The sequence below is a fragment of the Polaromonas sp. genome, assembly GCF_029945685.1.
Lineage (GTDB): Bacteria > Pseudomonadota > Gammaproteobacteria > Burkholderiales > Burkholderiaceae_C > Polaromonas.
The window spans coordinates 207,120-221,720 of sequence record NZ_JAQSDA010000020.1 but is presented as its reverse complement, the minus strand read 5'-3'; the positions used below and the strand labels follow the sequence as shown (position 1 = coordinate 221,720).

14 protein-coding genes are annotated in these 14,601 nt (G+C 65.5%); 11 read left to right on the top strand and 3 right to left on the bottom strand.

Going from position 1 to position 14,601, the window contains the following annotated elements; translation table 11 throughout:
- Positions 1-36: 36 nt before the first annotated feature.
- Entirely contained in the window at positions 37-585 is a 549-nt protein-coding gene (locus PSV26_RS12670; RefSeq protein ID WP_300519204.1) for a C40 family peptidase, read from the bottom strand.
- A 235-nt stretch (positions 586-820) separates the two neighbouring features.
- Here PSV26_RS12670 and PSV26_RS12665 point away from each other — a divergent pair, with 235 nt between their 5' ends.
- The 8 genes from PSV26_RS12665 (at position 821) to PSV26_RS12630 (ending at position 7,879) form a co-directional block, all read left to right on the top strand.
- Positions 821-1,966 carry a PQQ-dependent sugar dehydrogenase gene (locus PSV26_RS12665; RefSeq protein WP_300519207.1) on the top strand — a complete coding sequence of 382 codons (1,146 nt, stop codon included), beginning with the start codon at positions 821-823 and terminating at the stop codon, positions 1,964-1,966.
- Between the two features lie 53 nt (positions 1,967-2,019).
- Entirely contained in the window at positions 2,020-2,880 is an 861-nt protein-coding gene (gene asd / locus PSV26_RS12660; protein ID WP_300571248.1) for an archaetidylserine decarboxylase, read from the top strand.
- 326 nt (positions 2,881-3,206) lie between these two features.
- The gene (locus tag PSV26_RS12655; protein ID WP_300519213.1) at positions 3,207-3,521 is read left to right on the top strand and encodes a hypothetical protein; all 315 of its coding nucleotides are present in this window, start codon (positions 3,207-3,209) and stop codon (positions 3,519-3,521) included.
- A gap of 110 nt (positions 3,522-3,631) precedes the next feature.
- Entirely contained in the window at positions 3,632-4,060 is a 429-nt protein-coding gene (locus PSV26_RS12650) for a hypothetical protein (protein WP_300519216.1), read from the top strand.
- 44 nt (positions 4,061-4,104) lie between these two features.
- A complete protein-coding gene (locus PSV26_RS12645) occupies positions 4,105-4,899 on the top strand; it encodes an ABC transporter permease (protein WP_300571246.1) in 795 nt (264 codons plus the stop codon).
- Positions 4,900-4,953: 54 nt separating this feature from the next.
- Positions 4,954-5,958 carry a mammalian cell entry protein gene (locus PSV26_RS12640; protein WP_300519222.1) on the top strand — a complete coding sequence of 335 codons (1,005 nt, stop codon included), beginning with the start codon at positions 4,954-4,956 and terminating at the stop codon, positions 5,956-5,958.
- Entirely contained in the window at positions 5,955-6,635 is a 681-nt protein-coding gene (locus PSV26_RS12635; RefSeq protein WP_300571245.1) for a hypothetical protein, read from the top strand. Before PSV26_RS12640 ends, PSV26_RS12635 begins: the two co-directional genes overlap by 4 nt.
- 41 nt (positions 6,636-6,676) lie before the next feature.
- Entirely contained in the window at positions 6,677-7,879 is a 1,203-nt protein-coding gene (locus PSV26_RS12630; protein WP_300571747.1) for a YbfB/YjiJ family MFS transporter, read from the top strand.
- Between the two features lie 241 nt (positions 7,880-8,120).
- On the opposite strand, the gene PSV26_RS12625 is transcribed toward PSV26_RS12630, so the two are convergent.
- Positions 8,121-8,723, bottom strand: coding sequence for a restriction endonuclease (locus PSV26_RS12625; protein ID WP_300571243.1), 603 nt, complete (start codon positions 8,721-8,723; stop codon positions 8,121-8,123).
- Between the two features lie 252 nt (positions 8,724-8,975).
- Between PSV26_RS12625 and PSV26_RS12620 the strand changes: the two genes are divergently transcribed.
- The 3 genes from PSV26_RS12620 (at position 8,976) to serA (ending at position 13,658) form a co-directional block, all read left to right on the top strand.
- Positions 8,976-11,219 carry an ATP-binding protein gene (locus PSV26_RS12620; RefSeq protein ID WP_300571240.1) on the top strand — a complete coding sequence of 748 codons (2,244 nt, stop codon included), beginning with the start codon at positions 8,976-8,978 and terminating at the stop codon, positions 11,217-11,219.
- A gap of 136 nt (positions 11,220-11,355) precedes the next feature.
- Positions 11,356-12,300, top strand: a complete 945-nt coding sequence (locus tag PSV26_RS12615; protein WP_300571237.1) for a DMT family transporter — start codon at positions 11,356-11,358, stop codon at positions 12,298-12,300.
- A 128-nt stretch (positions 12,301-12,428) separates the two neighbouring features.
- Entirely contained in the window at positions 12,429-13,658 is a 1,230-nt protein-coding gene (serA, locus tag PSV26_RS12610) for a phosphoglycerate dehydrogenase (protein WP_300571234.1), read from the top strand.
- A gap of 91 nt (positions 13,659-13,749) precedes the next feature.
- Here the strand turns inward: serA and PSV26_RS12605 are convergent, their stop codons facing one another.
- Positions 13,750-14,346 carry a thioredoxin fold domain-containing protein gene (locus PSV26_RS12605; protein ID WP_300571231.1) on the bottom strand — a complete coding sequence of 199 codons (597 nt, stop codon included), beginning with the start codon at positions 14,344-14,346 and terminating at the stop codon, positions 13,750-13,752.
- Between the last annotated feature and the right edge of the window lie 255 nt (positions 14,347-14,601).

Here is a 14,601-nt window from a genome sequence, read left to right as displayed (position 1 = left end):
GACGGAAAAGGGAAGAAGGTGGCCGCGGACGGGCGCTTATTCGCCGGAAGCGTTGGCTTGGGCGCTGGCCTGGACCCGGCGCGCACCGTCGAAGCGGCGGGCCCAGTAAGAGACGCTGAGGCTTTCAACCCGCACTTCGGCACCGGGCCTGGGTGCATGGATGAATTTGCCTTCGCCGACATAAATGCCGACATGGCTGAAAGCGCGCTTCATGGTGTTGAAGAACACCAGGTCGCCGGGCTGCAACTCGGTTTTGTCGATGTTCTGCGTGGCCGCGGCCTGCTGTTCGGCGCGGCGTGGCAAGACCAGGCCCACGGTCTGCTCGTAGATGGCTTTCACAAAACCGCTGCAATCTACGCCGCTTTCTGCCGAGTTGCCGCCACGCCGGTAAGGCACGCCCAGGAAGCCCATGGCGTTGACCACCAGCTCGGAGGCCTTGTGGCTGACCGATTGCCGCACCTGGTCCATCCGGTTGAGCAGGCCCTTGTCAGCGAGGAACTTGTCCATGTCGTCACCGGAATGGCCGGGTGCCGCTTGCACAGTCGAAGCCAGCAGAAGGCAGGTGAGGAGCAGGGGGATACGCATGGCCGCAAGGGTACTTGAAGGACAAGTCCTACGTCAAGCTAAAGTTTTTTCTAGATTACGTTGATAAGCCATTGATTTGTAACGATTTACGACAGTCATCACCTTTTTCGGAGAAATCGCGGGTATTCCTCAGGGAAAACCCACAGACCCATACCGGCATGGCGACAGTGGCATATTGCGACAGGGTCCGGCGCCGTCGCTGGCACGGATTTTTGCCTCAATCAAGGAGAGAAATATGCACCTTTCCCTTATGCCTGTTGTCTTGTGCGCTACCTTTTTGGTAGCGCTGCCGAGTGCGGAAGGGCAGGCGCAGACCGTGCGGCCCGAGGCCGTCGCCACAGGCCTGCAAAACCCCTGGGCCCTCGCATTTTTGCCGCAGGGCCGCTTCCTGGTGACGGAAAGGCCCGGCCGGCTGCGGGTGGTGGAGCCTGACGGCCGGCTCGGACCGCCATTGCCCGGTCTGCCCGCCATTGATGCCGGTGGACAGGGCGGGCTGCTCGATGTCATCACCGATGCCGGGTTTTCGGCCAACCGCAGGATCTACTTCTGCTTTTCCGAGCCGGCCGCCTCGGGTGGTGGCAACAGCACGGCCCTGGCGCGCGCCACGCTGGCCGCTGACAACAGCCGGATCGACGACGTGCAGGTGCTGTTCAGCCAGCAGCCGAAGTTTTCCAGCAGCGCGCATTTTGGCTGCCGCATTGTCGAAGCCCACAAGGACGGCAAGCCCGATGGCACGCTGTTCCTGACCCTGGGCGACCGCTATTCACGCATGCAGGATGCGCAAAAACTCGACAACCACCACGGCAAGGTGGTGCGCATCAACAAGGACGGCAGCGTTCCGAAAGACAACCCCTTCGTCGGGCGGGCCGGGGCCTTGCCGGAAATCTGGAGTTACGGCCACCGCAACATGCAGGGCGCAACCCTGGCACCTGACGGCAGCTACTGGACCCACGAACACGGCCCGCAGGGGGGCGACGAAATCAACCTGCCGCAGCCTGGCCGCAACTACGGCTGGCCGGTCATCACCTACGGCGAAAACTACGGCGGCGGCAAGATGGGCGAAGGCATCACCGCCAAAGCCGGCATGGAGCAGCCGCTGCACTACTGGGTGCCGTCCATCGCCCCCTCGGGCATGGTGTTTCTGACCAGCGACAAATACGGCAAGGCCTGGCAGGGCAACCTGTTTGTCGGCTCACTCAAGTTCGGCTACCTCAACCGCATCGAACTGACCGCGCCTTTCCAGGGCAAGGTGGTGCGCGAGCACAAGCTGCTCGAGGGCGGCGGTGAACGCATTCGCGATGTGCGGCAGGGACCGGACGGCCTGCTGTATGTGCTGACCGACAGCCCGCGCGGCCGCCTGCTGCGGCTGCAGCCCGGCTGACGCGCGGCCTGCCTCTATAGAATGGGCGCTTCCCCAGCCCCCAGTGAGCCCGTGTGTCCGAACGATTTGAAGTATTTCTGCAATACCTCCTGCCCAAGCAGGCATTGACCGAATTCGGCAGCCACATTGCCTCCATGCGGGGCGGTGCCGTCACGACGCGCATCATCCGCTGGTTTGTTGGCAAATACGGCGTGAACATGGCCGAGGCCGCCAACCCCGACATCGGCAGCTACCCGACGTTCAACGAATTTTTCACCCGGGCGCTCAAGCCGGGCGCGCGGCCGCTGGCGGCAGCCGACCTGGTTTGTCCGGTGGATGGCGCGATCAGCCAGTTCGGCGCGATCGAGGGCGACCGGATTTTCCAGGCCAAGGGGCATCACTACTCGACGACCGCCCTGGTCGGCGGCGATCGCGAACTGGCCGCGCAGTTCGAAGGCGGCAGTTTCGCCACGATTTACCTCAGCCCCAGGGACTACCACCGCATCCACATGCCTGCGGGCGGGCGCCTGCTGCGCATGATTTACGTGCCGGGTGAGCTGTTTTCGGTGAACCCGGCCACGGCGCGCGGCGTGCCCGGGCTGTTTGCGCGCAACGAGCGCGTGGTCTGCGTGTTCGCGTCGGCGCGCGGGCCGTTTGTGCTGGTGCTGGTCGGCGCCACGATTGTCGGCAGCATGGCCACGGTGTGGCACGGCGTGGTCAACCCGCCGCGGACAAAAGAGGTCCGCGAGTGGCGCTACACCGACGCGGGGCAGCTGCCGGTGGAGCTTGCACAGGGTGACGAAATGGGCCGCTTTCTGCTTGGTTCCACCGTGGTGATGCTGTTTCCCCGGGGGCCATGCCGCTTCAACCCGGCTTGGGCGCCGGGCGCAGCCGTCCGGCTCGGGGAGATGATGGCCGACTGCCCGGCGCCCTGACGCTGACAGCTGCGCCGCAGCGTCCTTTCAATGCTATGAATAACATAGCTGTTTGCGCCCGTTCCATAAGGACTGGTGGCCATTTTCTCCTGGAAGAACAGTCAAGACGGCCGAAACCGCGCGCCGGCTGAAAACCCAGTCGGCTGCTCTTTGGTCTGCAGAAATTGTCCGTGTTTACCCGCCACCCCTGTCAGAGTTGACAGGGGTCTTGCTGCACGAGCTGGACAAGGCATCTAAATTGAATCACTGGGTGTTGTGCAAACGGCGGCAACGGGCCTGCCGTGATGGGTGAACGTTCCTGCAGCTTCCCGGGAAACGAGGATGCGATGAATTACCTCATACGCTTGGTGGACAACACGGAATTTCCGGAGGAACAATGCCGCCTCATCGAGCAGCGGTATGACGAGGCCCTGGTCCACCAGCTCGGCTGTCCCGAGCAGGTGGCGCAGGCGCGCCGCGCCTGGGTGCAGGCCAAGACCCGGGAGGACGATGCGACCGGTTCAGCACTTTCACTGGAAGAAAAACAGGCCATCGTGCGCTGGGAGCGTGCGGAAGCCGCGGCGCGACTGCTTGCTTTCGAAGGTTACACCGGTGCGCTGGAAGAGCTCTATATCGATGTCAGGCTTGGGCCCGCATCCTAGATCGCGCCCCTGTGGGGCGACAGGCCCAGTGCGGCCATGCCCGCATGCCCTAAACTTTCAGTCATCGCCGCCGCTCCGGCGGCGAGCCATGGACATGAAAGACCACACGCATGAGTGCCTTGTTTCGCGAGCAACTGCTGGCGGCCGCCGCGCAGGCCGCCTTTCCCGCCGAGAGAACGCTGGACCCCGTCACCGGCGAGGAGGTTTTTGACGCCTCCTCCGAGGCGATGCTGGCGCAGGTTTTTTCCCTGTTTGGGCTCACCGCCTTGAATCCCCAGGACGAGGATGTGGACAAGGTCATCAACACCGCCTGTACCCTGGCCACCGAGGTGGCCGCGCATGTGCAGGACCTGATCTCTGCCGGCGGCGTGCTGGATGCGCTCGAAGAAGCCGGCGGCTGGCACCCGGCCTATCGGGCCTACATCAGCGCCCTGTGGCAGGGCGAGCGCGACGAGGTGGCGCGCTGCGCGCAGGCGCTCCACCTGTCCGCGGGCATTCCCAATGGATCGCTGCCGCTCGAAGCGGGGCCGCTGGCCTGAGGGTGGAGGCCGGCGGTGCGCAGTATCATGGCCGGATGACTCCCTTGGCTGATCGGCGTGGAACGCTGGCGGAACTGAACCACAGGGCGCGGAACTGGCTGGTGGGTTGGTGGCGCCTGATCCATCTCGGCGCGCTGATCCTGGTGCTGGCCCTGTCGCCGTCGAGTTATGCCCGTGACAACCGCCGGGAACTGGCGCGCCACATCTATCTCAACACGGCGCCCAATCTGCTCGGCTTCACGCTGATGTGTGCGCTGATCACCGTGGTGATCACGCGCATCGTCATTGTCACCGCGCTCAGTTATGGCCTGTCGCAGTACGCCTTGCAGGTCGTCATTCGGGTGCTGGTGCTGGAACTGATTCCGCTGACGGCCGCCATGTTTGTGGCCCTGCGCTGCGCCATCGCCAGCGGGGTCGAGCTGTCGCTGATGCGCCAGCGCGGTGAGCTGCAAGCCCTGCAGCAGCGCGGCCTGGACCCGGTCCGCCACGAGGTGTTGCCGCGTGTGACGGCCGGCATTTTTGCCACGGTCACGCTGGCTGCGCTGAGTTGTGTGGTCGCGCTGGTGATGGCCTACCTCGCCAGTTACGGTTTCACGCTCTCGGGCGTGGCGATGTACACCCGGCTCTTCGGCCAGGTGTTCAACCCCGACGTGACCCTGATCTTCGTGCTGAAAACCCTGTTTTTCAGCCTTGCCGTATCGCTGATTCCGATGGCGTCCGCCCTGTACGACACGGCAGAGCTGCGTTTTCGCGCCAGCGCCGAACTGCGCATGCTGGTGCGCATGTTTGCGGTGATCCTGGTCATCGAGGTGGCGTCCCTTGTGGGCAACTACTACTGACCCCTGTTTCCATCCTTCCCGACATCGTTTCCTATTCACCCTTTCTTCCAAACCATGAGTCAAGCCCTGCCACCCCCATCGCCGCCCGAGCCGCCGGAGCCGCCTCCCGGCAGCAGCGTGGGCATGCCGCCCGTCGCCAACCTCGAGTTCAAGGCGCTGTTGCTGCTGGCCTTCATGGCGGTGCTGGTGGTGGGCTCGGCGCTTTACGTGCTGTATGCGCGCGGCGCTTTCGAGAGCACCCAGAAGCTGGTGCTGCTGTCGGACGACTCCGAAGGCGTGGTGGTCGGCATGGACATGACGTTTTCGGGTTTTCCGATTGGCCGCGTGCGCCGCATCGAACTGGCCGAAGACGGCAAGGCCCGCATCATCGTGGATGTGCCGACCAAGGACGCCCACTGGCTGCGCACGTCCAGCGTCTTCACCCTGGTGCGCGGCCTGGTGGGCAGCACCAACATCCGCGCCTATACCGGCATGCTCAAGGACCCGCCGCTGCCGGACGGCGCGGTGCGCGAGGTGCTGCGCGGCGACGCCGGCGCCGAAGTGCCCAAGCTGGTGGCCGCCGCCAAGGACCTGATTGAGAACCTCAACAGCCTGACAGGCAGCGGCGGAGCGATTGGCGCCAGCCTCGCGAATGTCCAGAAACTGACGGACAGGCTCAACGGCCCAAGTGGCGCCTTGGGTGTGCTGCTGGGCAACGACGCCGAAGCCAAAAAGCTGATTGCCACGCTGGACCGCACCAACGCCTTGCTGACCAAACTCGACAGCCTGGCAGCCAAGACCGACACCCAGGTGTTTGGCGCCAAGGGCGTGATGCCGGAAGCGCGGGCCACGGTGGTTCAGCTCAACACCCTGCTCGGTGAGGCGCGCAACAGCCTGAAAAAAGTTGACGCGGTGCTGGTCGAAGCCCAGGCCGTGGGCGCCAACGCCCGGGCTGCCACCGACGATCTGGGCGCGTTGCGCGGCGAGGTGGAGTCCAGCCTGCGCAAGGTGGACGGCCTGATCAACGAGATCAACCGCAAATGGCCGTTTGCCCGCGACACGGAGATCAAGCTGCCATGAACATTCTTTCACGCGTCCTGTCCTTTCTGACGCTGCTGGCGCTGTTGTCGCTGGCTGCCTGCAGCAGCGGCCCGAAGGCACCCGACTGGCAGATGGAGGCCAAGACCGCCATGGAGCGGGCGGTTGCCGCCTACCTCGAAGGCAATTCGCGCGTCGAAGCGCAGGAGTTTGCGCGCGCCCGCAGCGAACTCTCCAGCACCGGCCGCAGCGACCTGATGGCGCGGGCCGAACTGCTGCGTTGCGCCAGCCGCGTCGCCAGCCTGGTGCTGGAGCCCTGTGCCGCGTTTGAGCCGCTGCGGCCGGACGCACCGGCCGCCGAGCGCGCCTATGCCGACTACCTCGCCGGCCAATTGCAGCCGCAGGACATGGCCCTGTTGCCCGCACCGCAACGTGCCGCAGCCGCAGCCGGTGCGGATGCGGCGGCGCTGAAGGCCATGGGCGACCCGCTGTCGCAGCTGGTCGCCGCCGGCGTGATGTTTCACGCCGGCCGTGCCAGCCCGGCCGTGCTGCAGCAGGCGGTGGACACGGCTTCCGGCCAGGGCTGGCGCCGGCCCCTGCTGGCCTGGCTGGGCGTGCAACTCCAGCTGGCAGAAAAGGGTGGCGACACGGAGGCGGCCACACGCCTGCGCCGCCGCATCGCGCTGACGCAAAATCCGGCCGCAGGCAGCAAACCTTGAGCCGGGCGCCCGTGAGTCGCTGGGCGATTGCCATCGCCGGCATGTTGTCGCTGGCCGCGGCCATGGGCATAGGCCGTTTTGCCTTCACGCCGCTGCTGCCCATGATGCTCAGCGATGGCGTGATCGACCTGCCGTCGGCCAGCTGGCTGGCCAGCGCCAATTACCTCGGTTACCTCGTCGGGGCGCTGCTGTGCACCTTCCAGCCCTGGATCTGGAAACACCTGCGTTTTCTGCCAGCCGTCGCCGCCTCCAGCTGGGTGCGTGCGGGCCTGGTCGCCACCACGCTGCTGACCCTGGGCATGGCCCTGCACCTGCCGGCCGTCTGGCCGTTGCTGCGTTTTGCGGCCGGTGTGGCCAGTGCGCTGGTGTTTGTCTACACCTCGGGCTGGTGCCTGGCGCAGCTGGCCCGGCTGGGCGCGCCGGCGCTGGGCGGCATCATGTACGCCGGCCCGGGCGCGGGCATCGCCCTGAGCGGGTTGTTCGCCAGCGCCATGGTGGCGCTGCAGTGGACGGCCGCCACCGGCTGGCTGATTTTTGGTGTGCTCGCTGCGGTGTTGACGGCCGCCGTGTGGCGCACTTTCCAGGAGCGGGGGCAAGGGCAGGGCGGCAGTGCAGCCAATACACCGGTCAGCACGCCAGCCACCAGCCATGCGCCGGCCGGCAGGAAGCAGATGCTGCTGCTGGCCCTGGCGTACGGGCTGGCCGGTTTCGGCTACATCATCACCGCCACCTTCTTGCCGGTGATCGCGCGCGAAGCCATGCCGGGCTCGGTCTGGATCGATTTTTTCTGGCCCATCTTCGGTCTAGGCGTGGTGACCGGCGCCTTGCTGGCCACCCGCATCCCGGCCACCGGCGACTTTCGTTACCTGCTGGCCGGCGCCTACGTGGTGCAGGCGCTGGGCATCGCGGCCAGCGTCTTCAGTCCCAACCTGGCCGGTTTTGCCATCGGCAGCCTCCTGCTGGGCATCCCGTTCACCGCCATCACCTTTTTTGCCATGCAGGAAGTGCGGCGGCTGCGGCCGGCCGCGGCCGCCAGTTACATGGGCCTGCTGACGGCCATGTACGGCATCGGCCAGATTGCCGGCCCGCCGCTGGTCGCCGTGCTGCTGCGGCACAGCCGCAGCCTCGGCGAGGGTTTCACGCTGTCGCTGGAAATCGCCGCGGCGGCCTTGCTGGCCGGTGCGCTGATGTACCTGTGGATGGCCAGCTCCTACCCGGTGATGAAGGCCGTGCGGCAGCGCTGAACCCGGCTGGCTGGAGTCTTATAGCTGAAAAGGCCTCTAGCCCAATAGGCACCTGCGCAGGCAGCTACAAAAACAGGAGCAAAACCGGCCTCAGGCTCTAGTACTGCAACCCGAAAATATCGAAACATGAAAGCGCGCCTTCGCACCCATGGCGGCGTTGCAATCCTTGCGAAGGCGCACAGCCTTCGCTGCGGTTTGCGCCTTGCCCTGGGAACGAAGTCATCACTTTCATCTTGTTTCGCTACTTCCGTGCTGCAGTACTAGCGGTTTTCGCCAGCCCCGGCTTGAGCAGCTGGGCCAGCTCGGTGCCTTGCAAGACGCGGATCTGGTGCTCGGCCGCAAACTGGCGCGCCTTCTCCGTCACCTGCCCGGTGGCGATGCACAGGGCGCTGTCGGCCTGATGGGCGCCCAGCGCGGCCTGCAGGCCCTGGAAGGGTTCGATGCCCAGGTGAGCGGCTTTCCAGCGCTTGCAGCCGAGCAGCGTGGTGTGGCCGGCCCTGACCAGCACAAAATCCGCCGCTGCGCCGTCGAGGCGCCGCACCGCATAGCCCTCGCGGACAAAAGCCTGCTCGACGGCGGCCGAGAAATCGCGCCACGTCATGGCCTCCAGCTGCGCCAGCGTGCCCTCGACATGGGCGGTGCTGGGCGCACTGAACTGCCGCCAGGCGGCAATCACGCCGATCACGACAAAGGGCAGGCCGCCGAGGGCGCCAAAGACAAAATACTGCGCGGGCAGCAGAGCTTTGGAGGCCAGCCCGAAGGCGACGGCAATGGCCAGGCTGATCCACCAGGGGGAGCGCAGCAGGATGGCAAAAAGTGACTTTTCAGCCATTTTGAATTTCAAGGTCTTCCTTTCGGGTGAGGGGACAGGCGGGCATGGGCGGCAGAGGTTGGGAAAGCGGGGTTTTGTTTCACAATCCGCTTTGACCTACACACGCACGGATCGAACTTCCTTATAGTAAAGCACCATGCAGATTGCGCTCCCGCCTATTGGCAGCATTTCACAGCCCCTGCACCTCCAGCCGTGCCCGCGCATGCCTGTTAGCGCAGTGTCGCCGGTCCGGACCAGGGCAGAGATCCCTGACGAAGGACGATGATGCAGGCCTCCGACGACGAAGACCGCCAGCAGCGCTCGGTCGCCCTGCAGAACGCGCAGAGCATTCTGCAGGCACGCCAGCAGGCCGAAGGGGTGCGGGTGGCCGCCAGGGACGGGCTGGGGCAGAAAACGGCTGAACTGGCGTTGTCGCTGTCCATGATGCGGGCCACCCTCGAGGCCAGCCGCGACGGCATCCTGGTCACCGATGACGACGCGCACGTCACGGGTTTCAACCAGCAGTACGTCCGCATGTGGGGGCTGCCCGACGAACTCTTGGCCTTTCGCGACCACGAAAGGCTGCTGCCGGAGGTGGGCCGGCAGGTCCAGGATACCCAACATTTCATCGACCGGGTCCATGATATCTACCGACACTTGCCGGCGGAAAGTTTTGACCTGCTGCAGCTGCGCGACGGCCGGGTTTATGAACGTACTTCCAAGATCCAGGTGGTGGAAGGCCAGCATGTCGGGCGGGTTTGGGTGTTTCGCGACATCACGGAACAGCGCCGCACCGAGGATGCCCTGCGCAAAAAGGCCCGTGTGCTGGAACTGCTCAACAAGACCGGCACCATCCTGACGGCCAAGCTCGACGTGCGCATGCTGGCGCAGGCGGTCATTGACGCGGCCACGGAGGTCAGCGGCGCCACGGTGGGGGCCTTTTTCTACAACACCGCGGCCCCTGGCGGCCACAGCCCGTTCCTGCGAACGGTGGCTGGCATCGCTGCGGAAGATTTCGACAGCTGCGGCCTGCCGCAGGCCGGTGTGCTGTTCGATCTCACGCTCAGCGGCGCGCCGATGGTCCATCTCGACGACCTGTCGAAGGACGCGCGCTACGACGCCGCGGCCTGGCCGGGGGGTGTGGCTATCCGCAGTTACCTGGCCGTGCCGGTGGCGTCGGGTTCTGCGGAGGTGATAGGGGGCCTGTTTTTCGGCCATCCGGATGCCTGTGTTTTCGACGAACGGGCCGAAAGGCTGGTGACCGGCATTGCTGCGCAGGCCGGCGTGTCCATCGACAACGCCCGGCTGTATGAAGTGGCCCGGCAGGCCGCGCAGGAACGTGAGAAGCTGCTCGACAACGAGCGCGCCGCGCGCAGCGAGGCCGAGCAGATGAGCCGCATGAAGGACGAGTTCCTGGCCATGCTGGCCCATGAGTTGCGCAACCCGCTGGCACCGCTGCGCGCCAGCGCGGAAATCCTGCGGCTGGGGGCGAACGATCCGGCCGTCCTGGAGCGCACCCGGGCCATCATGGAGCGCCAGATTGCGCACCTGACACGCCTGGTCGATGACCTGCTCGATGTCAGCCGCATCAGCCGCGGCAAGCTGGGGCTGCGCCTTGAGCCGATACGGCTCGGGGACGTCATCAGCAGTGCGGCGGAAACCAGCCGGCCGGTCCTCCTCGAGCGGCAGCACGTGTTCACCGTCACCATGCCGGACCAGCCGATTGTGCTCACGGCCGACCTGGTGCGCCTGTCGCAGGCGTTCACCAACCTGCTCAACAACGCCGCGAAATACACGCCCGAAGGCGGCTCGGTGGCGCTGTACGTGGCCGCCGACGTTCACGGCGTGACGGTCAGCATCGAGGACAACGGCATCGGGGTACCCGAGCACCTGAGCACCCGTATCTTCGACATGTTCGTTCAGGGCGAGCCCAGCCCGGCCACGCCGCAGGCCCAGGGCGGACTGGGCATCGGCCTGACGCTGGTGCGCAAGATTGTCGAGATGCACGGCGGCAGCATTCGGGCCGAAAGCCGCAGCGACGGCCCCGGCAGCCGCTTTATCGTCTGGCTACCCGTGGCCGACGCTGCCGCCACGCCGGCTGCGGCAGAGTCAGGCACGGCCCAGGCCGCGGCGCCGGCGCCGGTCCGGCACCCCGAAGGTGTTTTCGAGCCGCGCCGCATTCTGGTCACCGACGACAATGTCGATGCCGCCGTGACGCTGGCCAGCCTGCTGGGCATGCTGGGCCACGAGGTGCGCACCGCGCATGACGGCACCGAGGCCATCGAGGTGACTGCGGCCTTCCGGCCCGACATCATTTTTCTGGACATCGGCATGCCGCGCATGGACGGCTACGAAGCCTGCCGCTGGATTCGCGCTCTCGGCCAGGTGCCTGCCCCGGTCGTCGTCGCCCTGACCGGATGGGGTCAGGCCGACGACAAACGCAAGGCGCAGGAGGCCGGCTTTGACCACCACTTCACCAAGCCGGTGGACCCGGCCCGGCTGGAGGCGCTGGTCGGCAGCAATCTCTGAAGCCCGCCCGGCGTCGGCGCGGCGGCCCTGCGACATGGGTCGGGAACTGGCATGCTTCCAAATTGATAGCTGCTAGCGCCTGTATCCATTGGGCTGAAGGCCTGTTTGACCTCAAATTTTCACGAAACACAGCGCGATGACCCCCGAACAGAAAAAGCTCCGCCGGGCGTCCATGGCCCTGGCCGCCGCGCTGGTTCTGGTGGTGATCTGGGGCATCAACTTTTCGTTGCAGAAGTTTGTCTTCAACGTGGTGGGTCCGGGTGGCTTCCTGTTTGCCCGTTACCTGATCATGCCGCTGTGTGCGCTGGCCTTGCTGGTCTGGCGTTATGGAACGCGCTTTCCGCGCATCACGCGCCGGGAGTTCTGGCAACTCGCGCGCCTCGGCTTTGCCGGGCATTTCCTGCATGTGGGCATGGTGACTTACGGCATCCACTGGTCCACCGCGTTTTCGAGCTCCCTGATCCTGGCCTGCGGCCCCATCTTCACGCTGCTGATCCTGCGTTTCATGGGGGTGGAGAAACTGCACAGGGCGCAGATGGGCGGGGTGGCCGTGGCTTTTGCCGGCGTGCTGATTTTCCTGTCCGACAAGCTGCTGGGCGGTAACTGGCGCGCCACCGGCGGGGACCTGTTCCTGCTCGTCGCGGCAAGTTTTTTCTCCTGGTACACGGTGGCCGCCAAACCGCTGATCGAGCGCCACGGCGGCGTCGTGACCATGGCCTATGCAACCCTGCTCGGCAGCGTGCCGGTGCTGCTGTTTTCCCTGCCTGACGGTCTGGCGGCGCCCTGGGGCAGCGCCTCGCTGGCGGTGTGGGCCAGCCTGGTCTGGTCGGTCACGGTGTCGGCCTTTCTCGGCTGGCTCGTCTGGGGCTGGGTCAACGCGGTGCGCGGCGTGGCCCGCACCGCGCCGCTGATGTATCTGATGCCGCCGGTCGCCGGCCTGGTGGCCTGGCTGTTTGCCGGCGAGCAGTACACGACCATCAAGCTGGCCGGGGCCGCGCTGACGCTGGTGGGGGTGGCGCTGGCGCAGTTCACCAGCCGGCGCCAGACCCTGGCACGCGAGGCGCCTGCACCGGTCGACTGAGAGGCTGGGCGGCAAAGCGCGACCGCGCGGTTGCGACAACCTTTTGGCCGTGCGGGCAAAAGCGGCCCGGGCGACCCGCCCGCAGGCCTTGGTTCATACTTCGGTGCTCCACCACCTGCCTGAGCGCCATGAGCAAAACCTCGACCGACAAGAAAAAGATCAAGTTCCTCCTGCTGGAGGGCATCCACCCTTCGGCCGTGGCGGTGCTGCAGGCGGCGGGTTACACGCAGATTGAAAGCCTGACAGGAGCCCTGGAGGGCGACGAGCTCAAGCGCAAGATCGCCGACGCCCATTTTGTCGGCATCCGTTCGCGCACCCAGCTGAGCGCCGATGTGTTTGCCCATGCGACCAAACTGGCGGCCGTCGGCTGCTTTTGCATAGGCACCAACCAGGTGGACCTGAATGCGGCGCGCGAGCGCGGCATTGCTGTGTTCAACGCGCCGTTTTCCAACACCCGTTCGGTGGCCGAGCTGGTGCTGGCCGAGGCGATTTTGCTGCTGCGCGGCGTGCCCGAGAAAAGTGCCGTTGCCCACCGCGGCGGCTGGCTCAAGTCGGCCGAGAACGCCTACGAGATCCGCGGCAAGACGCTGGGCATCGTCGGTTACGGCTCCATCGGCACGCAGCTGTCGGTGCTGGCCGAGGCGCTGGGCATGCATGTGGTGTTTTTCGACGTGGTCACCAAGCTGCCGCTGGGCAATGCACGCCAGGCCGGCAAGCTCACGGACCTGCTGGCCCAGTCCGATGTGGTCAGCCTGCATGTGCCCGAGACCCAGGCCACGCAGTGGATGATGGGCGCGGCCGAGATCGCGGCCATGAAGCCCGGCAGCGTGCTGATCAATGCCTCGCGCGGCACCGTGGTCGAGATCGAGCCGCTCGCCGAGGCCCTGCGCCAGAAAAAACTCCTGGGTGCGGCGATCGACGTGTTCCCGGTCGAGCCGAAGAGCAACAAGGACGTGTTCGAGTCGCCGCTGCGCGGCCTGGACAATGTGATCCTGACGCCGCACGTCGGCGGCTCCACCATGGAGGCGCAGGAAAACATCGGCGTCGAAGTCGCGGAAAAGCTGGTCAAGTACAGCGACAACGGCACCTCGACCTCGTCCGTCAACTTCCCCGAGGTGGCGCTGCCGGCGCACCCGGGTAAACACCGGCTGCTGCACATCCACCGCAACGTGCCCGGTGTGCTGGCAGAGATCAACCGCGTGTTTTCGGACAACAACATCAACATCGCGTCGCAGTTTCTGCAGACCAACGAAGCCATTGGTTATGTGGTGATCGACATCGACGCTGCTTCTTCGGACATGGCGCTGGCCAAACTGGCCGGCGTGCCCGGGACCATCCGCAGCCGCGTGCTGTTCTAGGTTTCGCCGGCAGGCAGCTATTAAAAAGAGAGCTGCTTGCGCCCGCCCTTATTGGGCTGCAGCTGCTTTTTACTGCAAAAAAGCAGGTTGCCTACTGCGCAGGGGGCACCTGCAGGCCGAGCAGCGCGGCCAGGGCCGCGGTCGGCATGGAACCCTCCTGCGTCACCAGCGCGCCGCTCTGGGCATGGGTGCCGATGATGGTCGGGATCGAAGCAAAGCCAAGGCGGGTCAGCAGCGCGGTGTTTTTTGCCACCATTTCCTTTTGCGCGGCGATGTCGCTGCCGGCACTGATGCCGCCGCCCTTGGCCTGCATGGACGCTTCGTGCTCATCCATCGCCGCCACCGGGTCTTTGGCGGCCAGCAGCGTCGCGCCCTGGGCCGTGCTCGATGCGTTCAGCAAACCCACGGGAATCCAGACAAATCTGGCTTGCGACTTCAGGGGTTTGGCTGCCATCCACAGCGCGGTGCAGTGCGGGCACTGGGCATCAAAAAACACATACACCGTGCGTGCGCTCATGGCCTGACCGGCGGTGAAGCCCTTGGCCTCGGCGGCAATGACTGCGGTGGACACCGGGGTGGTACCGCCTTTCGCCGTCACGTCGGGCGCGGGCGTGTCCTGGCAGGCGGCCAACAGCAGCGTGGCTGCCAGCAGCATGGCCGGGAGATTCTTGAAAGCTTGGAAGGTCATGTCGACACCGGAAGAAGGTAGACAGCCAGCATAACGCAGGCCTGCTGGGGGTCCACTCGCCGCTGCCCGGATCCTGGGGACAAGAGGCCTGGGCCAGACGCTGGTCAAATTGAAACAAAATGAAAATAAAACCGTACATCTTGAGGCGAGCTGGCCTTCCCCAAGGGCGGCATTGTGACCCGCAGGCATGCCCTGTGCCGGGTGCTCCCGCCAATGCGGTACCCAGGTTGCCCACGCATCCTGTGCACGAATCTG